Below are 19,964 nucleotides of genomic sequence, written 5' to 3'. Positions count from 1 at the left end.
TCATTTCATTCCTGCTTGACTTTGCGCGCGGTTTCGCCTATAGGTTGTGGCATGCTAGAAGGACTGGGCAAACGGCCGCGGGGATACCCGCCGGCCGTTTTTTCGTTCTCTCGTGCGGAGATCACGCACGCATGAGGTCAATGGGCAGAGATGATCCTGATTACCCCGGAGGAGCGGGTTTCGAAGACTGCGGATCTGCTGCGCTCGCTCGAACAATCGGTGCGAGAGCTACGGCAGGTGGCGGAAAGCCTGAGGGCGGATATCGAGGCCGGGGAGCCCGCGGATGTCACCGCACGTACGCGCGAATTGGAGCAGGCGGGGCGCCTGATCCGGTCCTGTCAGAAAGTGGAGGAATGTTTTGTCGAACAGCAACAACGCCAAACCGGCATCGCTCAGGGCGGATATGCGCTCGATCTCGATGCCGCCAGACTTGAGATCGGGTGCCGCCTGGCTCGCCTCCGCGCCGGCTGCAATCCGTGAACAGTTTCTGGAAGAGATCGGTGAGGGAGGGCTTTGCGCCCTCCCTTTTCTGTTCGAGTTCTGGGCCTTGCCGCATCAGTTGCCGCCGGGGGGAGACTGGCGCGCCTGGGTGATCATGGGCGGACGCGGCGCGGGCAAGACCCGGGCGGGCGCCGAATGGGTGCGCGCCCAGATCGAAGGGGCGCGGCCGCTGGACAAGGGACGGTGCCGACGGCTGGCGCTGTTGGGCGAGACCTATGATCAGGTGCGCGATGTGATGATCAAGGGCGACAGCGGCATCCTGGCCTGTTCGCCGCCGGATCGGCGGCCGGTCTGGAAGGCGTCGGAGCGGCGGCTGATCTGGCCCAACGGGGCCGAGGCGCAGGCGTTTTCTGCGCAGGATCCCGATGGGCTGCGCGGCCCGCAGTTCGATGCCGCCTGGGCCGACGAGCTGGCCAAGTGGCCGAAGGCGGAGGAGCCCTGGGACATGCTGCAATTCGCCCTGCGGCTGGGGGATGACCCAAGGGTCTGCGTCACCACGACGCCGAGGAATGTGACGGCGCTGAAATCTCTGCTGGCGGCACCCTCGACCGTGGCGACGCAGGCCCCGACCGAGGCGAACCGGGCCAATCTGGCGGCGTCGTTTCTGGCGGAGGTGCGGGCGCGCTATGCCGGCACCCGGCTGGGGCGGCAAGAGCTGGACGGGGTGCTGCTGGAGGATGCCGAAGGCGCGCTCTGGACCTCTGGCATGCTGGAGGGGGCGCGGGTCGACAAGGTGCCGGCGCTGGACCGGGTGGTGGTGGCGCTGGACCCGGCGGTGACCGGCGGGGCTGCGGCGGACGCCTGTGGCATCGTGGTGGCCGGCGCGCAATTGCAGGGGCCGCCGCAGGACTGGCGTGCCTATGTGCTGGCGGATCGGACGGTGCGCGGCGTGGGGCCGGCGGATTGGGCCCGGGCGGCGATCCGGGCGATGGAGGAGTTCGGTGCCGAACGGTTGGTGGCCGAGGTCAATCAGGGCGGGCAACTGGTCGAGGAGGTGCTGCGCCAGGTCGACCCATTGGTGCCTTTCCGTGCGGTGCGCGCCAGCCGGGGCAAGGTGGCGCGGGCGGAGCCGGTGGCGGCGCTCTATGAACAGGGGCGGGTCAGGCACCTGCGCGGGCTGGTGGCGCTGGAGGAGCAGATGTGCCGGATGACCCAGCGCGGATACGATGGTCCGGGGTCGCCCGACCGGGTCGATGCGCTGGTCTGGGCGCTGCACGAGCTGGTCGTCGGACCTTCGGCGAGCTGGCTGCGGCCGCGGCTGCGGGTGCTGTAAGCATGCTTTGGGACGGGCCGTTGCCATGCCTGCGTGCGGCCCGTTTCCAGCCTGTTCGTCTCTGGCTGTCATAACCTGCCCATCCAGGACGGAGGCAGAAGGAGCATCCCCCATGGCATTTGATTTCCTGCGGCGGCGGGCAGAGGCGGCGGCGATGGGCGCAGAGGAGCGCAAGGTGAGCGCCGCGGGCCCGGTGCTGGCCTGGCACGGGGCCGGCCGGGTGGCCTGGTCGCCGCGCGATACCGCCTCGCTGACGCGGACGGGCTATCTGGGCAACCCGGTGGCGCATCGGTCGGTCAAGATGATCGCCGAGGCCGCCGCCGCCCTGCCGCTGGTGCTGCAGGATCGGCGGCGTCGGTTCGACACGCATCCGATCCTGGCGCTGATCGCCCGGCCCAATGCCGGCCAGGGCCGGGCGGAGTTCCTGGAGGCGCTCTATGCCCAGCTTCTGTTGTCAGGCAACGCCTATGTCGAGGCGGTGATGCGGCGGGAGCCGGCGCCTGCGGAGCTGCCGCTGGAGCTGCATGTTCTGCGCTCTGACCGGATGCGGGTGGTGCCGGGGACGGATGGCTGGCCGGTCGCCTATGACTATGAGGTCGGGGCGAAGAAGCATCGCTTCGATCTGGCCGGGCCGGTGCCGGTGGTCTGTCATATCAAGAATTTCCATCCGCAGGATGATCATTACGGGTTTTCGCCGCTGCAGGCGGCGGCGATGGCGGTGGATGTGCACAACAGCGCCTCGCGCTGGTCGAAGTCGCTTTTGGACAATGCGGCACGCCCCTCTGGCGCGCTGGTCTGGCGCGGTGGCGATGGCCAGGGCGTGATGGCGGAGGAGCAGTTTCGCCGCCTGTCGGAGGAGATCGAGGCGAATTATCGCGGCGCCAGGAACGCCGGGCGGCCGATGGTGCTGGAAGGCGGGTTGGACTGGAAGCCGATGGGGTTCAGCCCCAGCGACATGGAGTTCCGGCAGACCAAGGAGGCGGCAGCGCGCGAGATCGCCCTGGCCTTCGGGGTGCCGCCGATGCTGCTGGGGATCCCGGGGGATGCGACCTACGCCAATTATCAGGAGGCGAACCGGGCGTTCTATCGGCTGACGGTGTTGCCTTTGGCAGGCCGGGTGGTGGCGGCGCTTTCGGATTGGTTGGCGCGGTTCGCCGGTGAGCTGTTGGAGCTGCGGCCCGATCTGGATCAGGTGCCGGCCTTGGCGGCCGAGCGGGAGGCGCAGTGGACCCGGGTCGCCAAGGCGGAGTTTCTGACCGAGGCGGAGAAGCGCGTGCTTCTGGGGCTGCCGGCGCGGCCCGGGGCGGCTGCGGATGATTGACCCGCGTGAGGCACCCTTTGACTGCGCGCCGGGGTTGCGGTTGGCGGCGCATGAGCGGGTCAGCCAGATCCAGAACGACAATATCTGCCGCCGGCTCGACCGGTTGGAAGAGATGATGGAGCGGCTGGAGCGGCGGCTGTGGCTGACCGTCTATGGCGTGGTGGCGGTGATCCTGACCCAGGCCTTGCAGTCGATGCTGGTGGCCGGCGGCCACTGAGGGCTGGCGACAATCTGAGGAGAGACGGATGGATCAGGACTGGAGCCCCAGCCTGGGGCTGGAGACCAAATTCGCGCGCTTCGGCGAGGGGCTGAGCCTGCAGGACGGCGCGGTGATCACCGGCTACGCGAGCCTGTTCGGCCAGGTCGATCAGGGTGGTGATGTGGTCCGTAAAGGGGCCTATGCGGGATCGCTCAAGGCGCTGGCGGCGGCGGGGCGCAGCGTCAAGTTCCTGTGGCAGCACGATCCGGCGCAGCCAATCGGTGTCTGGGAGGAGCTGCGCGAGGATGCCCGTGGGCTCTGGGTCAAGGGGCGGCTGCTGACTGCCACCCAGAGGGGGCGCGAGGCGGCGGCGCTGGTCGAGGCCGGCGCCATCGACGGGCTGTCGATCGGCTATCGCACCAAGCGGGCGGAGCGCGCGGCGGAGGGGGGCCGGCTGCTGACCGAGGTGGAGCTGTGGGAGGTGTCGCTGGTGACCTTCCCGATGCTGCCCGAAGCGCGGATCGCCGCCAAGAGCGACGAGAGCGCGGAAGGTTGGCGTCAGTTGACCGAGATTCTGCGCGCCGCACGGATCGAGATGGCGCGGGGCGACCGCGCCGGGGAACAGGCCGAAGACGGGAGGCGGGAATGACCGAGACGCAAGGACCGGGGATGCCCGGGGGCGCGGGACCCATGGTGCTGGAGATGAAGCGGGAGCTTTCCGGTTTCATCAGTGAAATCAGTGGGTTTCGTTTGAGTATTGAGAGAAAACTTCAACAAGCGGAAGAGCGACTGACCATGCTGGATCGTAAATCTCTTGCCGGCGGGCGTCCGCCCCTGGCAGCCATGACCGAGACGGGTGCCCCGCATCGCAAGGCCTTCAACGCCTATCTGCGTCATGGCGATGACGACGGGCTGCGCGGGCTGGAGCTGGAGGGCAAGGCAATGTCCAGCGCCGTCAACGGCGACGGCGGCTATCTGGTCGATCCGCAGACCTCGGAGGCGGTGCTGTCGGTGCTGCGGGCGACTGCGTCGATCCGCGCGGTGGCGACGGTGGTGCATGTGGAGGCGACCTCCTACGACGTGCTGATCGACCATACCGAGCTGGGCGCCGGCTGGGCCTCGGAAACCGCCACGACCACGGAGACGGGCACGCCGCAGATCGACCGCATCGCGATCCCGCTGCATGAGCTGAGCGCGCTGCCGAAGGCGAGCCAGCGGCTGCTGGACGACAGCGCCTTTGATATCGAGGCCTGGCTGGCCGGTCGCATCGCCGAACGGTTCGCCCGGGCCGAGGCGGCGGCCTTTGTCAGCGGCAATGGCACCGACAAGCCGACCGGCTTTCTGCATCATGACAAGGTGGCGAACGACAGCTGGGCCTGGGGTGATCTGGGCTATGTCGTGACCGGCGTGTCGGGGGATATCACCGACCCCGACCCGGTGGTTGATCTGGTCTATGCGCTGGGTGCCGAATATCGCGCGAATGGCACCTTCGTGATGAATTCGAAGACCGCGGGTGTGCTGCGCAAGATGAAGGATCTGGACGGCCGCTTCCTGTGGTCGGACGGGCTGGCCGCAGGGGAGCCGGCGCGGCTGATGGGCTATCCGGTGCTGATCGCCGAGGACATGCCCGATATCGCCGCCGATTCCTATTCGGTCGCCTTCGGGGACTTCCGCGCCGGTTACACCATCGCCGAACGTCCCGACCTGCGGGTGCTGCGCGACCCCTTCAGCGCCAAGCCGCATGTGCTGTTCTATGCCACCAAGCGGGTCGGCGGCGATGTCAGCGATTTCGCGGCGATCAAGCTGCTGAAATTCGGCACCGCCTGAGCGGGTCGGATCGCGGGGCCGCGGGGTGCGGCTCCGCGGCGGGCGTGCGCCGGGGATAACCGTTCCCCGTGTTGTCTAGCTGCTCCCCTCCGTCCGAGCGACACGGGAGCGCGGCGTGCGTCCGTGCCCGGGAGGCGCGGCGGCACGTATCGGAGAGACACGAATGATGTTGAGCGAAGTGAGCAGCTATGCCGATGCGGCGCTGCCGGTGGCGCAGTTCCGGACCCATCTGCGGTTGGGTAGCGGCTTTGGCGAGGATGGCTTGCAGGACGATCTGCTGCTGGGGTTTCTGCGTGCCGCCGTCGCGGCGATCGAGGCGCGGACCGGCAAGGTGTTGATCGCGCGGGGGTTCAGCCTGCGAGTGGAGGAATGGCTCGACGGGATGGCCGAGCCCTTTCCGGTGGCCCCGGTCACTGCGGTGAGCGCGGTGGTTCTGGTCGATGCCGAGGGCGGCGAGGTGGTGCTGGAGGCGGGGGCATATCGGCTGGAGCCTGATGCTCAGGTGCCGCTGCTGCGGTCGGTGGGGGTCTTGCTGCCGACGATTCCGACAGACGGATATGCGCGGATCGGGTTCACCGCCGGCATGGCGGTGGATTGGGGCGGCTTGCCGGCCGATCTGGGCCAGGCGGTGCTGCTGCTGGCGGCGCATTACTACGAATATCGCGACGAGACCTCGCTTGCGGTAGGCTGCATGCCCTTCGGGGTCACCAGCCTGATCGAGCGCTATCGCCGGATGCGGCTGGGTCTGGGGGCGGTGCGATGAGCGTGCCGGTTCTCAGCCGTCGGTTGGTGCTGGAGGCGCCGGTGCGGTTGTCGGATGGCGCCGGTGGCGCGATCCGGAGCTGGTCGACCCTGGGAGAGCTCTGGGCCGAGGTGCGCTCGCGTACCGGGCGCGAGCGGGCGGAGGCGGGCGCGGCGGTTTCGACCGTGAGTTATCGCATCGTGGTGCGCGGGGCGCCGGTGGGATCACTGCGGCGGCCGGCGCCGGAGCAGCGGTTTCGCGATGGCGCGCGGCTCTATCTGATCCGGGCGGTGACCGAATATGACGCGGCGGGCCGCTATCTGACCTGTTTCGCCGATGAGGAGGTGGCGGCATGAGCTATGCCTTGGCCGGGCCGCTGCAGGCGGCGATCTATCAGGTGCTGGTGGCCGATGGCGCGCTTGATGCGCTGGTGGCGGGGGCGATCTATGACGGGCTGCCCGCCGGTGCCATCCCCGAGACCTATGTGAGCCTTGGCTCCGAGGTGGTGCAGGACAAGTCCGACAAGGGCGGTGCCGGGGCGCTGCACCGGTTCACCGTTTCGGTGATCTCCGAGGCGGCGGGGTTCGCCGCGTCGAAGGCGGTAGCGGCGGCGGTGTGCGATGCGCTGGAGGGTGGGAGCCCGAGCCTGAGCCGGGGCCGTGTCGTCGGGCTCTGGTTCGAAAAGGCGGTGGCGCGGCGTACCGGCAGCGCTGGCCAGGGACGGCAGATCGACCTGATCTTCCGCGCCCGGGTCGAGGATGAGTGATCAACGCAAACCTGAGAGGTGGCAGATGGGTGCCCAGAACGGCAAGGATCTTTTGATCAAGGTGGATATGAACGGCGGCGGTCTGTTCGAGACCATCGCGGGGCTGCGCGCCACGCGGGTGAGCTTCAACGCCGAGAGTGTCGATGTCACCAGTCTGGAAAGCTCGGGCGGGTGGCGCGAGCTGTTGTCGGGGGCCGGGGTGAAATCGGCGACGATCTCGGGCTCGGGCGTGTTCAAGGATGCCGGCACAGATGAGCGGGCGCGGCAGATCTTCTTCGACGGGCAAACGCCGGAGTTCCAGGTGATCATTCCGGATTTCGGCGTGGTCGAGGGGCCGTTTCAGGTGACTGCGCTGGAATATGCCGGCAATCACGACGGCGAGGCGACCTATGAGATGTCGATGGCCAGCGCCGGGGCGCTGGTGTTCACGGCGCTCTGAGCCATGGCGAACCCCTGGGCGGGAGAGGTGGCGCTGGTGGTCGGTGGCGAGCGGCGCGTGCTGAAGTTGACGCTGGGCGCCCTGGCCGAGCTGGAGGAGCGCCTGGGCGCCGACACGCTGGTTGATCTGGTCGGACGGTTCGAGGGCGGGCGGTTTTCCAGCCGCGATCTGATGGCGCTGATCCTGGCCGGGTTACGGGGCGGTGGTGCCGATCTGGAGGCAGCGGATTTGCTGCGGCTTGAGATCGAGGGCGGCCCGGTGGTGGCGGCGCGGGCGGCGGCGGCGCTGCTGGCCCGCGCCTTCACGGTGCCGGGGGACGGATGAGCCGGATCGACTGGCCGGTGCTGATGCGGGCCGGGATGCAGGGGCTGCGGCTCAGGCCCGAGGAGTTCTGGCGGCTGACCCCGGCGGAACTGGCGCTGATGCTGGGGCAGGGCTATGGCCGGCGACCGATGACGCGGGCGGGGCTGGCGGCGCTTCTGGCGCGCTGGCCGGATCGGAAGAAGGATCAGGACGATGGCGGGTGAGGACGCGGTGGACGCGCTGAGCGCGGCGGCGGATGGGCTGGAGGTGAGCCTGGGGGCGGCCAGCACCATGGCGGTGGAATTCGAGACCGAGCTGACGCGGATGCGGGCGGCCTTGTCGGCGACGGGGCGCGATGTCTCTTCGCTGGAGCGGGGGTTCTCCAAGGGGTTGAGGCGGGCTTTCGAGGATGTGGTCTTTGATGGTGAGAGCCTGTCGGATGCACTGGACAGTTTGGCGCGGACGATGATCCAGACCAGCTATTCCGCGGCGGTGAAGCCGGTGACGGATCAGCTGGGTAACTTTCTGGGGACCGGGGTGGAAAGCCTGCTGTCGGGGCTGTTGCCCTTTGCCAAAGGGGCGGGGTTCGCACAGGGGCGGGTGATGCCTTTTGCCTCGGGCGGGGTGGTGCAGAGAGCCACGGCTTTCGCGATGCGCGGCGGCACCGGGCTGATGGGCGAGGCGGGGCCGGAGGCGATCCTGCCCTTGGCGCGCGGTGCCGATGGCAGGCTGGGCGTGCGGTCGGGCGGCGGCGGCGTCCGTGTGGTGATGAATGTGACAACGCCCGATGTGGCCGGGTTCCAGCGCAGCCGCGGCCAGATCGCCGCACAGATGAGCCGGGCCCTGGGCCGCGGGTCGCGCAATTTGTGAGGGGGCGAGATGAACTTTCATGAGGTCCGGTTTCCCGCCTCGCTGAGCTTCGGTTCGGCCGGCGGGCCCGAGCGGCGGACGGATATCGTCACGCTCGCCAACGGGTATGAGGAACGCAACACCCCCTGGGCGCATGCGCGGCGGCGCTATGACGCCGGGCTGGGGATGCGATCGCTTGACGATATCGAGACGCTGATCGCGTTTTTCGAGGCGCGGATGGGCCAGATGTACGGGTTCCGCTGGAAGGACTGGTCGGATTACAAATCCGGTCGCGCCCGGGCCGAAGTGCAGTTCGACGATCAGGTGATTGCCCAGGGAGATGGGGCGAGGGTCGAATTTCAGCTGGCCAAGACCTATCGGTCGGGGGCTTTCACCTATCAACGACCGATCTCGAAACCCGTGGTGGGCAGTGTGCGGATCGGGTTGGAGCAGGACGAGCTGCAGGAGGCGGTGGATTACACTGTCGACACAGCGACTGGGCTGATCACTTTCGCCCATCCCCCGGGCATCGGGCAGGATGTGACGGCGGGGTTCGAATTCGATGTGCCGGTGCGGTTCGATACTGACAGCATCCAGACCAGTGTGGCGAGCTTTCAGGCTGGCGAAATGCCCAACGTGCCGGTGGTGGAGGTGCGGGTATGACCATGGGGGAGGCGTTTCGCAGCCATGTCGCGGGTGGGATCACGACGCTTTGCCGCTGCTGGGCGGTGACGCGAAAGGACGGCGCGCAATATGGTTTTACCGATCACGACCGGGATCTGAGCTTTGACAGCTTCACCTTTCGGGCCGAGACCGGGCTGACCGCGGCGGCATTGCAGCAGGCGACCGGGCTGTCGGTCGACAATACCGAGGCCATGGGGGCCTTGACCGATGCGGGGCTGAGCGAGGCCGAGATCGAGGCGGGGCGGTTCGACGGGGCCGAGGTGCGGGCCTGGCTGGTCAATTGGGCCGATGTCTCGGTCCGGTGGTTGCAGTTTCGCGGCGCAATCGGGGAAATTCAGCGGGTTGGGGGTGCCTTTCGCGCCGATCTGCGCGGGCTGACCCAGGCGCTGAACCGGCCGTTGGGGCGGATATACCAGACCCCCTGCACGGCGGTTCTGGGGGATAGTCGGTGTCGGTTCGACATGGGCACGCCGGGATATGTCGCCGGGAAGGTGGTCGGGGAGGTCGAAGAGGCGCGAGTGTTCCGTTGGGACGATCTGGCAGGCTTCGAACCGGGCTGGTTCGCGCGCGGTCGGCTGGTGGTGATCTCGGGCGCGGGTGCCGGGCTCTGGGCGCTGATCAAGCGGGACCGGAGCGAGGGCGGCGCCCGGGTGATCGAGCTATGGCAGCCGCTGCAGGCCGGGATCGCGGCGGGCGATGGGGTGCGGCTGGAGGCCGGCTGCGACAAGCAGATGGAGACTTGTCGGCTGAAGTTCAACAACCTTCTGAACTATCAGGGTTTTCCCGATATCCCCGGCGAGGACTGGGTGGTGGCGGTGCCGAAATCCACCCGACCCAATACTGGGGGGAGCCTGCGGTGAGCCTGCATTTGGGGATGCCGCCGCGGGCCGATGTGGTGGCGGCGGCGCGCGGTTGGATCGGCACGCCCTATCGGCATCAGGCAGCCTGCAAGGGGGCGGGTTGCGATTGCCTGGGGCTGGTGCGTGGGGTCTGGCGCGAGGTTTGCGGGCGCGAGCCGGCCGAGGTGCCCGCCTATACGATGGACTGGTCCGAACCGCAGGGGGAGGAACGGCTGTGGCAGGCGGCGCGGCTTTATCTCTGCGAGCGCAGGGGGGCGGTGATGCCCGGCGATGTGATCCTGTTCCGGATGCGGGCGGGATCGGTGGCGAAACATCTGGGGATCGTGGCGGAGGTGGGCGCGAGCGCGCGCTTCATCCACGCCTATTCGGGCCACGGCGTGGTGGAAAGCCCGCTGAGCGGCCCCTGGGCGCGCCGCGTGGTGGCGCGGTTCGCCTTTCCTGAAGGACCTGAGGGGGACGTCTGATGGCGACCATAGTTCTTTCCGCCGCAGGGGCGGCGATTGGCGGCTCGATCGGCGGCACGGTCGCCGGTCTGTCCTCGGTGGTGATCGGCCGGGCGGTGGGGGCAACCCTGGGTCGGCTGATCGACGAACGGCTGCTGGGTTCTGGCTCGAAGGCGGTGGAGAGCGGCAAGGTCGACCGGTTCCGCCTGCTGCAGGCGGGCGAAGGGGGGGCGATCTCGCAGGTCTATGGCCGGATGCGGGTCGGGGGGCAGGTGATCTGGGCCTCGGACTTTCAGGAAAGCGCCACGACCAGCGGTGGCGGCAAGGGCTCTGCGCCCGGCACCAAGGTGACCGAATACAGCTATTCGGTGTCGCTTGCCGTGGCCGTCTGCGAGGGGGAGATCGCCAGCATCGGCCGGGTCTGGGCCGATGGCGAGGAGGTGGCGCGCGGCGATCTGAACATGCGGGTCTATCCCGGCAGCGCCGATCAGCTTGCCGACCCGTTGATGGAGGCGATTGAGGGCGCGGGCAGGGTGCCGGCCTATCGCGGCACCGCCTATGTGGTGATCGAGGATCTGGACCTGTCGCCCTATGGCAATCGGGTGCCGCAGTTGTCTTTTGAAGTGCTGCGGGCCGAACAGCCCGAGGCCGAGGGGTATGCCCGCGATCTGGGGCAGATCGTGCGGGGCGTGGCGCTGATGCCCGGGACCGGGGAATATGCGCTGGCCACCACGCCAGTCTATTACGGCAGTGTCGGCGCGCGCTGGGCGGCCAACCAGAACACGCCTGCCGGGATGGCGGATTTGCCGCGGTCCTATGAACAGCTGACCGAGGAGCTGCCCAATTGCGGCGCGGTCTCTCTGGTGGTGTCTTGGTTCGGCGGCGATCTGCGCTGTGGGGAATGCCGGATCGCGCCCAAGCTGGAGCAGAAGGACTATGAGGGCAGCAATATGCCCTGGACGGTTTCGGGGCTGACGCGGGCGACGGCCGATCAGATCGCCGAGCTGGAGGGGCGGCCGATCTATGGCGGCACACCGGCAGATGCCTCTGTTGTGGAGGCGATCCGCCACATGCGCGAGGCGGGCAGCCGAGTGATGTTCTATCCCTTCATCCTGATGGACCAGATGGCGGGGAACACGCTGATCAACCCCTGGAGCGGCGAGGCGGAGCAGCCTGCTCTGCCCTGGCGGGGGCGTATCACCTTGTCCTTCGCGCCTGGGATCGAGGGGAGCCCTGACCGGACTGCTGCGGCCGAGGCGGAGGTCGCGGCGTTCTTCGGTGTGGCCTCGGCCAGTGATTTCGCGGTGGGGGATGGGACGGTTGCCTACACCGGCCCGGAGGATTGGGGGCTGCGGCGGTTCATCCTGCATTATGCAGCGCTTTGCGCCGCCGCCGGCGGGGTCGAGGCCTTTTGCATCGGTTCCGAGCTGCGCGGGCTGACCCAGATCCGGGGGGCGAGCGGGTTTCCGGCGGTGGAGGCGCTGCGCGATCTGGCGGCCGAGGTGCGGCTGCTGTTGGGGGAAACGGTGAAGATCGGCTATGCCGCCGACTGGTCGGAATATTTCGGCTATCAACCCCAGGACGGCAGTGGCGACCGGTATTTCCACCTCGATCCGCTCTGGGGAGATGCGAATATCGACTTCGTGGGTATCGACAACTACATGCCGCTGTCGGATTGGCGCGATGGCAATGGTCATCTGGATGCCAAGGCCGGCTGGGAGAGCATCTATGATCCCGCCTATCTCGACGCCAATGTCGAGGGGGGCGAGGGGTACGATTGGTATTACCACTCCAGCGCGGCGGAGGCGGCGCAGATCAGGACGCCTATTGTCGATGAAGATCATGGGGAGCCTTGGATATGGCGCTATAAGGATCTGCGCGGCTGGTGGGGGAACGCCCATCACGAGCGGATCGGCGGGGTGAGGCAGAGTATGCCCACGGGGTGGGAGCCGGGGATGAAACCGATCTGGTTCACCGAATTGGGCTGTGCCGCCATCGACAAGGGGACCAATCAGCCGAACAAGTTCCTCGATCCCAAATCCTCGGAATCGAGCTTGCCGAAGTACAGCAACGGTCTGCGGGACGATCTGATCCAGCGCGCCTATCTGCAGGCGCAGTTGAGCCATTGGGCCGATGCGGGGAATAACCCGGTCTCGGAGGTCTATGGCGGACAGATGCTGGATCTGGAGAACGCCTATGTCTGGGCCTGGGACGCGCGGCCTTTTCCGGCCTTTCCGAACCTGACCGATCTGTGGAGCGATGGGGAGAATTACATCCGTGGCCATTGGTTGAACGGGCGGGTGGGGCAAAGGACGCTCGCTTCGGTGGTGGAAGAGCTTTGCCGGCGCGGTGGGGTGACCGAGACCGACACCGCGCGGTTGCACGACATGGTGCGCGGCTTTTCCATCGACCGGATCGACGATATCCGCGCCGCCTTGCAACCGCTGATGCTGCGCTATGGCTTTGATGCCATCGAACGCGACGGGGTGCTGCGGTTCCTGCCCCGCAGCGGGCTGGGGACGGAGGTGCTGGAGCGGGATCGCCTGGCGGTGCACGGCGATCTCGACGGCACGATCGAACGGACCCGCGAGGCCGATAGCGAACTGGCGGGCCGGGTGCAGGTGCAATTCGTCGAATGGGGCGGCGATCACGAGATCGCGGCGGAAGAGGCGGTGCTGCCCGATGAAGAGACCCATGCGATCTCGGTCACCGATCTGTCGCTGGCGATGACCCGGGGCGAGGCGCGGGCGGTGGCCGAGCGCTGGCTGACCGAGGCGCAGGTGGCGCGTGACAACGCCCGGTTCGCCCTGCCGCCGTCGCGCATGGCGCTGGGCGCCGGGGATATTGTGCAATTGCCCGGGGACGAGGGCACCGGGCTTTATCGGATCGACCGGGTGGACCAGGCGGAGTCGCAGCTGATCGAGGCGGTGCGGATCGAGCCGGCGGTCTATACACCCTCGGAACAGATCGAAGGGCTGCCGGATGCGACCGCCTTTGCCGCCCCGGTGCCGGTGCTGCCGCTGTTCATGGATTTGCCGCTGATCACCGGGGACGAGGTGCCGCAGGCGCCGCATCTGGCGGTGACGGCCAGTCCCTGGCCGGGGACCGTCGCGCTTTATGCCTCGGCGGCGGATGAGAATTATGCGTTGGATCAGATCATTGCCATGCGCTCGGTCATCGGGCTCACGGAAACGCCGATGCGGGCCGCGAGCGCCGGGTTCTGGGACGAGGGCGATGCGCTGCAGGTGAAGCTGTTGAGCGGGACACTGGAATCGCGCGAGGCGCTGGCGGTGCTCAATGGTGCGAACCTCGCCGCCATCGGCGACGGGTCGCCGGGCAATTGGGAGCTGTTCCAGTTCCGTCAGGCCGATTTGGTGGCGGCGGACACCTATCTGCTGTCGGGGCGGCTCAGGGGACAGTCGGGGACGGATGGCATCATGCCCGATATCTGGCCGGTGGGATCCTATTTTGCGCTCCTGAATGGGGCGCAACCGCAGATCACCCTGACCTCGGCACAACGGCGGGTGGCGCGGCATTACCGGATCGGACCGGCGCGGCGGGGGTATGACGATCCGTCTTACGTGCATCTGGTCGAGGCTTTCGACGGCATCGGCCTCAGGCCCTATCGCCCCTGCCATCTGGAGTTGACGCGGAGCGGCGCAGGCGATTTCACCGCGAGCTGGATCCGGCGCACCAGGCTGGTCGACGGCAGCGACTGGGCGCTGGAGGAGGTGCCGCTGGGCGAGGAGGTCGAGGCCTATCGCATCCGGGTCCTGCAGGGGGGGACGCTGATCCGCGAGGTCCAGGTGACGGCGCCGGAATGGACCTATGGCATGGCGGCGCAGGCGGCGGACGGGCTGGTGTTGCCGGCGGTGCTGGAGGTGGCGCAGCTTTCCGCCCGCTTCGGGGCCGGGCCGGCGGCCAAGGTCGCCCTGTCGGCCTGAAGCCCGATGCGCCCGGTCTTGCATGGGGACGTCAGCGCTGCCGCTCGGGCATTGCTGGCGGCGGCAGCGGAGGATCGTCAGGCGCTGGGCGCGCGGTTTCTGGACCAGGCCGAGGCGGCCGATCGTCATCGTCTGCGCACCGGGCGGTTGCATCCGCAGTGGGGCAACGGCTCGCTGATGGGGGCGGCGCGGCGATATCCGCTGGCGGTGGAGCCCGGCTTTGATGATCCCGACTATTGCGCCTGCATGATCCTGATCTTGCAGGCACTGCGGGCCTGCGGTTCTACGCGAGAGCGGCAATCGGCGGAAACATCAGTGGCGCTGATCGAAGGCATCACAACTTTGCCTTTGGCGAAATCTATCCTAAATGGCTATTCTGAGCGCAGGAAAGGATTTCTCGCCATGCTGAAAACGCGCAAAACCCTCACCCCGATCGACCCGGTTTGGGACCGCATCACCGACGAGGCGCGGGACATCATCCGTGATGCCCCGTTGATGGGCGGGCTGGTGCATGCCTGTGTCCTGCATCATCAGACCCTCGACAAGGCGCTGTCCTATCGGATCGCGGCCAAGCTGAATTCGAACGAGATGTCGATGATGGTGCTGCGCGAAATCGCCGATCAGGCCTATGCCGATCAGCCGGCGCTGGTCGAGGCGGCGCGGGCCGATCTGATGGCGGTGTTCGAGCGCGACCCGGCTTGCCACCGGCTGGTGCAGCCGATCCTTTATTTCAAGGGCTATCAGGCGATGCAGGCCTATCGCATCGGCCATTGGCTGTGGACGCGCGGGCAGCATGATCTGGCCTATTTCTTCCAGATGCGGATTTCCGAGATTTTCGGCGTCGATATTCATCCCGCGGCACGGATCGGCAAGGGGATCATGATCGACCATGCCCATTCGATCGTCATCGGTGAAACTGCTGTGGTGGGCGACAACGTGTCGATGCTGCATTCGGTGACACTGGGCGGCACCGGCAAGGAGGAGCAGGACCGCCACCCGAAGATCGAGGACGGCGTGCTGATCGGCGCGGGTGCCAAGGTGCTGGGCAACATCCGGGTCGGCCATTGCAGCCGTATCGCCGCGGGCTCGGTGGTGTTGCAGGACGTGCCGCCCTGTGTGACGGTGGCGGGCGTGCCGGCCAAGATCGTCGGTGAGGCGGGCTGCGAGCAACCTTCGGTCAATATGGATCAGAACCTGAGCGGTTGCGTCTGCGGCGGCTGAGCGGCTTGCTGATATCGAACGGGGCGCCGGTGGCGCCCCTTGTCGTTTCGGGGACTAGGAAGCGGTGAATTCGTCGAAGGCCTTCAGTGCCTTGACCCCGTACATATAGGCCGGCCCACCCCCCATCAGGATGCAGACGCCGATGGTCTCTTCGATCTCTTTCCGGGTCGCACCCGCCTCGATCGAGGCCTGGACGTGAAAGGCGATGCAGTCGACGCATTGCTTTGAGATGCCGATCGCCAGTGCCATCAGTTCCTTCTGCTTGGCGTCGAGCGCTCCGGCCTCCATCGAGGTGCCGTGCAGAGCGTCAAACCTTTCGGCGGTGGCGGTTTGGCCTGCGGCGAAATCCTCCATCCCGGCTTGGGCTTCGGTCAAGGTGGTTGTCCAACTCATCTGTTCCTCCTGAAAGGGGCTCATGTTCAGGTTGTGGCGCGAAAGACGCGCTCGCCTATTATCATAGACTGAACTGAAGCGCGATCACAGTGCTGTTGGTCTTTGCACGGCCATCGGCGGACGTGGGCGACGGGCATGGGCCCAGGCCAGCGCCAGAACCAGAATGCCGCCGATCGCCAGGCCGGCGCCGACCACCCCGGAGGAGGCCCAGCCATAGCCCGCAGACAGCGCCAGGCCCGCCAGCAGCGGCCCCAGCGCGTTGGCCGCGTTGAAGGCGGCATGGTTCAGCGCGGCCGCCAAGGTCTGCGCCTCACCCGCGACCTGCATCAGCCGCATCTGCAGCGGGATCACCAGACCGGACATCAGCCCCATCAGCAGCACCGACAGCGCCATCAGCGGCCAGCTCCCGACCACGGCGGCATAGAGCAATGCTGACATCGCAAGACCTATCAGCAGCAGCAGCGAGGCGCCGAATTGCGACCAGGCGGTGAGCCGGCCGGCGAGATAGCTGCCGGCGGTTGATCCGATGCCAAAGCAGGAGAGCGCCAGGGGAATGCTCCAGGCCGGGGCCTGGGCGGCGTCGATCATCGCCGCCGAGAGATAGGAATAGACGGCGAAAATGGCACCCGAGCCGACAGCGCCGATCCCCAGGGTCAGCCAGATCGACAGATTGGCGAGCGCCCGCAGTTCGCTGACGGGGTTGCTGGGAACGCCGTCGCGCACCGCCGGCGCCGTTCGTGCGATCGCCAGGGCGCATAGCGCGGCAATCGCCGCGACGATGACGAAGCTCCAGCGCCAGCCGAACATCTGCCCGACCGCCCCGGCCAGAGGGACGCCGACGATATTGGCAACCGTCAGCCCCATCAGCACCTGGGCGACTGCCACCGCGCTGCGTCGGCTGGGCGAGAGTTCGGCGGCGAACAGCATGGAAACCCCCAGATAGGCGCCATGCGGCAGACCGGCGGCAAAGCGGGCGGCGATCAGCAGGTCGAGACTGGGCGCGAAGGCCCCTATCAGATTGGCGAGCCCGAAGAAGGCGATCAGCAGGATCAACAGCCGCTTGCGCTCGAGCCGCGCACCGAGCAGCGACAGCACCGGCGCACCGATGACGACGCCGAGCGCATAGGCGCTGATCGCATGGCCGGCCTGCGGTTCGCTGACGCCGAGATCGCTGGCGTAGAAGGGCAAAAGCCCCATGGTGGCGAATTCCGTCACCCCGATGCCGAAGGCGCCGATGGCGAGCGAGAGGATCGTCAGCGATGCCTGACGGTCGGAACGGGCCATGACGGTCTCCGAAAGGCTGGGGGCTGGGAACAGCCGAAGGAAAGCAGGTTGTCAGGAGACAGATCGACGGGCGACGACAAGGCCACCGAAGATGTGGCCGAAACTACCCTTTTGCCCCGGTGACACAACTGTGCTTATCGCAACCGGGTCATGCGCATGCAGAATGGCTGCGCCGGTATTTCTGTTACAATAATCTGTCTAGGCCGGCGGGGAGCTTGGCGCACATGAAAACGGGCCGCTGAGGGCGGCCCGTCCGGGGAACTGGCGCAGGGTCAGATCGTTGCAGGTTGCCGGCTCAGGCCAGCATCAGCATCGGGTTCTCCAGGTTCTCGACGATCGCCTGCAAAAGCTGGGCGCCGAGCGCGCCGTCGATCACCCGGTGATCGACGCTGAGCGTGACCGACATGACGGTGGCGACAGTGATCTGGTCATTGGCATCGACCACCGGCTTCTTGACGCCGGCGCCGACCGCCAGGATCGCCCCATGCGGCGGGTTGATCACGGCATCGAAATTGTCGATCCCGAACATGCCGAGGTTGGAAATCGCGAAGCTGCCGCCCTGGTATTCATGCGGCGCGAGCTTGCGGTCGCGGGCCCGCAGGGCCAGATCCTTCATCTCGGCCGACAGGGTAGAGAGCGATTTCATCTCGGCATCCTTCAGCACCGGGGTGAACAGCCCGCCGTCGATGGCAACCGCGACCGCCACGTCCGAGGGTTTCAGCTGCAGGATGCGGTCGCCGGCCCAGACCGCATTGGCGGCCGGCACGGCTTGCAGCGCCAGCGCGCAGGCCTTGATGATGAAGTCGTTGACGCTGAGTTTTACGCCACGGGATTCGAGCTGCTTGTTCAGCTCGCCGCGGAATTTCAGCAGCGCGTCGATCTTGATGTCGCGGCGCAGATAGAAATGCGGGATCGACTGCTTCGCCTCGGTCAGCCGCGCGGCGATGGTCTTGCGCATGCCATCCAGCTTGACCTCTTCGAATTCTCGGTCCTGATACATCTTCAGCACGGTCTCGGTCGAGGGGCCGGTCGCAAGCGTCGGGGCCGTGGCCGGGGTTGCCGGTGCCGTGACGGCCGCCGGGGCGGCTGCGGGTTTCGGCGCGGCGGTGGCGCCTTCCACATCCGCCTTGACGATGCGGCCATGCGGGCCGGAGCCCTTGATCGCGCTCAGGTCGAGCCCCTTGTCGGCGGCGATCCGGCGCGCCAGCGGCGAGGCGAAGATGCGGCCGCCATCGGCGGCAACCGGGGACGCGGCGGCGGTCGCGGCGGGGGCGGCGATGTCATCGACGCTTTCCCCCTCGGCCAGCAAGACCGCGATCGGGGTGTTGACCTTGACCCCCTCGGTGCCCTCGGGGATCAACAGCTTGCCGACGATGCCTTCGTCGACGGCTTCGAATTCCATCGTCGCCTTGTCGGTCTCGATCTCGGCCAGAAGGTCGCCGGATTGCACCGTGTCGCCCTCCTTGACCAGCCATTTCGCCAGCGTGCCTTCCTCCATCGTGGGGGAGAGGGCGGGCATCAGAATTTCAGTGGGCATCGCTCCGCTCCTTACCGATAGGTCACTTGCTTGACCGCCGCGATCACCTCATCGGTGGTGATCAGCGCCAGCTTTTCCAGATTGGCGGCATAGGGCATCGGCACGTCCTTGCCGGTGCAGTTGATCACCGGGGCGTCCAGGTAATCAAAGGCCTGCTGCATCAGCACCGAGGAGATGTAGCTGCCGACCGATCCCTGCGGCCAGCCTTCCTCGACCGTGACGCAGCGGTTGGTCTTCATCACCGAGCGGATGATGGTGTCGGTGTCCATCGGCCGCAGGGTGCGCAGGTCGATCACCTCGGCGTCGATGCCTTCCTCGGCCAGCTTCTCGGCCGCTTCCAGCGCGAACTGCATGCCGATGCCGAAGCTGACGATGGTGACGTCCTTGCCCTCGCGCCAGATGCGGGCCTTGCCGAAGGGGACGGTGAAATCCTCCATCTCCGGCACCTCGAAGTTGCGGCCGTAGAGGATTTCATTCTCCAGGAAGATCACCGGGTTGGGATCGCGGATCGCGGTCTTGAGCAGACCCTTGGCGTCGGCCGCCGAATAGGGCATCGCCACCTTCAGCCCGGGGATTTGCATGTACCAGGCGGCATAGTCCTGGCTGTGCTGGGCGCCGACGCGCGCGGCGGCGCCGTTGGGGCCACGGAAGACCATCGGCGAATCCATCTGGCCGCCGGACATATAGCGCGTCTTGGCGGCCGAGTTGATGATCTGGTCGATCGCCTGCATGGCGAAGTTGAAGGTCATGAACTCGACGATCGGCTTCAGCCCGCCGAAAGCGGCGCCGACGGCGATGCCGGCAAAGCCGTGTTCGGTGATCGGCGTGTCGATCACCCGCTTCGAGCCGAATTCGTCCAAAAGCCCCTGCGACACCTTATAGGCGCCCTGATACTCGGCGACTTCCTCGCCCATCAGATAGACGCGATCATCGGCGCGCATCTCTTCGGCCATGGCGTCGCGCAGCGCCTCGCGTACGGTCTGGCTCTTCATCGGGGTGCCTTCCGGCCAGTCGGGGCTCAGATCCACCTCGGGCGCTTTGGGCGCGGCGGGGGCCGCTGCGGCTGCGGCGACCGGTGCGGGGGCTGCGGGGGCGACCGCCACCGGGGCGGCGGCGATGTCATCGGCGCTTTCACCCTCGGCCAGCAGCACCGCGATCGGGGTGTTGACCTTGACCCCTTCGGTGCCTTCGGGGATCAGCAGCTTGCCGATCACGCCTTCGTCGACCGCCTCGAACTCCATCGTGGCCTTGTCGGTCTCGATCTCCGCCAGGATGTCACCGGAGGAAACGGTATCGCCCTCTTTCACCAGCCATTTGGCCAGCGTGCCTTCCTCCATGGTCGGCGACAGGGCGGGCATCAGAATTTCGGTTGCCATGT

Annotated in this window: 22 protein-coding genes; 18 read left to right on the top strand and 4 right to left on the bottom strand. The window is 67.2% G+C overall.

Annotation, left to right across the window (positions count from 1 at the left end):
* Positions 1 to 150 precede the first annotated feature (150 nt).
* The 18 genes from ACN0V4_RS12625 to cysE all read left to right on the top strand — a co-directional run bounded on the left by ACN0V4_RS12625 (position 151) and on the right by cysE (position 15,372).
* Complete coding sequence (locus tag ACN0V4_RS12625) at positions 151 to 480, top strand: hypothetical protein (protein ID WP_417676585.1); 330 nt, start codon at positions 151 to 153, stop codon at positions 478 to 480.
* Positions 404 to 1,774 (top strand): DNA-packaging protein, encoded by a 1,371-nt coding sequence (locus tag ACN0V4_RS12620; protein WP_417676583.1) that lies wholly within the window; start codon positions 404 to 406, stop codon positions 1,772 to 1,774. Before ACN0V4_RS12625 ends, ACN0V4_RS12620 begins: the two co-directional genes overlap by 77 nt.
* A gap of 112 nt (positions 1,775 to 1,886) precedes the next feature.
* Positions 1,887 to 3,095, top strand: a complete 1,209-nt coding sequence (locus ACN0V4_RS12615; protein WP_417676581.1) for a phage portal protein — start codon at positions 1,887 to 1,889, stop codon at positions 3,093 to 3,095.
* A complete protein-coding gene (locus tag ACN0V4_RS12610) occupies positions 3,088 to 3,312 on the top strand; it encodes a GTA head formation protein, RCAP_rcc01685 family (protein ID WP_417676579.1) in 225 nt (74 codons plus the stop codon). The genes ACN0V4_RS12615 and ACN0V4_RS12610 overlap by 8 nt, the downstream gene beginning before the upstream one ends.
* A gap of 28 nt (positions 3,313 to 3,340) precedes the next feature.
* The gene (locus tag ACN0V4_RS12605; RefSeq protein WP_417676577.1) at positions 3,341 to 3,943 is read left to right on the top strand and encodes an HK97 family phage prohead protease; all 603 of its coding nucleotides are present in this window, start codon (positions 3,341 to 3,343) and stop codon (positions 3,941 to 3,943) included.
* Positions 3,944 to 3,996: 53 nt separating this feature from the next.
* Positions 3,997 to 5,121 (top strand): phage major capsid protein, encoded by a 1,125-nt coding sequence (locus ACN0V4_RS12600; RefSeq protein ID WP_417676986.1) that lies wholly within the window; start codon positions 3,997 to 3,999, stop codon positions 5,119 to 5,121.
* A 163-nt stretch (positions 5,122 to 5,284) separates the two neighbouring features.
* Positions 5,285 to 5,884: a head-tail connector protein gene (locus ACN0V4_RS12595; RefSeq protein WP_417676575.1), complete on the top strand. Its 600-nt coding sequence runs from the start codon at positions 5,285 to 5,287 to the stop codon at positions 5,882 to 5,884.
* Positions 5,881 to 6,219 (top strand): phage head closure protein, encoded by a 339-nt coding sequence (locus tag ACN0V4_RS12590; RefSeq protein WP_417676573.1) that lies wholly within the window; start codon positions 5,881 to 5,883, stop codon positions 6,217 to 6,219. The genes ACN0V4_RS12595 and ACN0V4_RS12590 overlap by 4 nt, the downstream gene beginning before the upstream one ends.
* The gene (locus tag ACN0V4_RS12585; protein ID WP_417676571.1) at positions 6,216 to 6,629 is read left to right on the top strand and encodes a DUF3168 domain-containing protein; all 414 of its coding nucleotides are present in this window, start codon (positions 6,216 to 6,218) and stop codon (positions 6,627 to 6,629) included. Before ACN0V4_RS12590 ends, ACN0V4_RS12585 begins: the two co-directional genes overlap by 4 nt.
* A gap of 25 nt (positions 6,630 to 6,654) precedes the next feature.
* A complete protein-coding gene (locus ACN0V4_RS12580; protein WP_417676569.1) occupies positions 6,655 to 7,068 on the top strand; it encodes a phage major tail protein, TP901-1 family in 414 nt (137 codons plus the stop codon).
* Between the two features lie 3 nt (positions 7,069 to 7,071).
* On the top strand, positions 7,072 to 7,392 hold the full coding sequence (locus ACN0V4_RS12575) for a gene transfer agent family protein (protein WP_417676567.1): 321 nt from the start codon (positions 7,072 to 7,074) through the stop codon (positions 7,390 to 7,392).
* Positions 7,389 to 7,595, top strand: coding sequence for a rcc01693 family protein (locus tag ACN0V4_RS12570; protein WP_417676565.1), 207 nt, complete (start codon positions 7,389 to 7,391; stop codon positions 7,593 to 7,595). Before ACN0V4_RS12575 ends, ACN0V4_RS12570 begins: the two co-directional genes overlap by 4 nt.
* Positions 7,585 to 8,241: a phage tail tape measure protein gene (locus ACN0V4_RS12565; protein WP_417676563.1), complete on the top strand. Its 657-nt coding sequence runs from the start codon at positions 7,585 to 7,587 to the stop codon at positions 8,239 to 8,241. The genes ACN0V4_RS12570 and ACN0V4_RS12565 overlap by 11 nt, the downstream gene beginning before the upstream one ends.
* A gap of 9 nt (positions 8,242 to 8,250) precedes the next feature.
* A complete protein-coding gene (locus ACN0V4_RS12560) occupies positions 8,251 to 8,883 on the top strand; it encodes a TIGR02217 family protein (protein ID WP_417676561.1) in 633 nt (210 codons plus the stop codon).
* Positions 8,880 to 9,764: a DUF2163 domain-containing protein gene (locus ACN0V4_RS12555; protein WP_417676559.1), complete on the top strand. Its 885-nt coding sequence runs from the start codon at positions 8,880 to 8,882 to the stop codon at positions 9,762 to 9,764. Before ACN0V4_RS12560 ends, ACN0V4_RS12555 begins: the two co-directional genes overlap by 4 nt.
* A 14-nt stretch (positions 9,765 to 9,778) precedes the next feature.
* The gene (locus ACN0V4_RS12550) at positions 9,779 to 10,228 is read left to right on the top strand and encodes an NlpC/P60 family protein (RefSeq protein ID WP_417676984.1); all 450 of its coding nucleotides are present in this window, start codon (positions 9,779 to 9,781) and stop codon (positions 10,226 to 10,228) included.
* The gene (locus ACN0V4_RS12545) at positions 10,228 to 14,151 is read left to right on the top strand and encodes a baseplate multidomain protein megatron (protein WP_417676557.1); all 3,924 of its coding nucleotides are present in this window, start codon (positions 10,228 to 10,230) and stop codon (positions 14,149 to 14,151) included. Before ACN0V4_RS12550 ends, ACN0V4_RS12545 begins: the two co-directional genes overlap by 1 nt.
* A gap of 402 nt (positions 14,152 to 14,553) precedes the next feature.
* Entirely contained in the window at positions 14,554 to 15,372 is an 819-nt protein-coding gene (cysE, locus tag ACN0V4_RS12540; protein WP_417676982.1) for a serine O-acetyltransferase, read from the top strand.
* A gap of 54 nt (positions 15,373 to 15,426) precedes the next feature.
* Here the strand turns inward: cysE and ACN0V4_RS12535 are convergent, their stop codons facing one another.
* The 4 genes from ACN0V4_RS12535 to ACN0V4_RS12520 all read right to left on the bottom strand — a co-directional run bounded on the left by ACN0V4_RS12535 (position 15,427) and on the right by ACN0V4_RS12520 (position 19,962).
* Positions 15,427 to 15,765 carry a carboxymuconolactone decarboxylase family protein gene (locus ACN0V4_RS12535; protein ID WP_417676555.1) on the bottom strand — a complete coding sequence of 113 codons (339 nt, stop codon included), beginning with the start codon at positions 15,763 to 15,765 and terminating at the stop codon, positions 15,427 to 15,429.
* A gap of 84 nt (positions 15,766 to 15,849) precedes the next feature.
* Positions 15,850 to 17,049: an MFS transporter gene (locus ACN0V4_RS12530; protein WP_417676553.1), complete on the bottom strand. Its 1,200-nt coding sequence runs from the start codon at positions 17,047 to 17,049 to the stop codon at positions 15,850 to 15,852.
* A 295-nt stretch (positions 17,050 to 17,344) separates the two neighbouring features.
* Entirely contained in the window at positions 17,345 to 18,586 is a 1,242-nt protein-coding gene (locus ACN0V4_RS12525) for a 2-oxo acid dehydrogenase subunit E2 (protein WP_417676551.1), read from the bottom strand.
* An 11-nt stretch (positions 18,587 to 18,597) separates the two neighbouring features.
* A complete protein-coding gene (locus tag ACN0V4_RS12520) occupies positions 18,598 to 19,962 on the bottom strand; it encodes a pyruvate dehydrogenase complex E1 component subunit beta (RefSeq protein ID WP_417676549.1) in 1,365 nt (454 codons plus the stop codon).
* Positions 19,963 to 19,964: the final 2 nt, after the last annotated feature.

The sequence above is a fragment of the Pseudodonghicola sp. genome, assembly GCF_048268305.1.
Classification (GTDB): domain Bacteria; phylum Pseudomonadota; class Alphaproteobacteria; order Rhodobacterales; family Rhodobacteraceae; genus Pseudodonghicola.
This window is presented reverse-complemented; position numbering and strand designations above follow the sequence as displayed.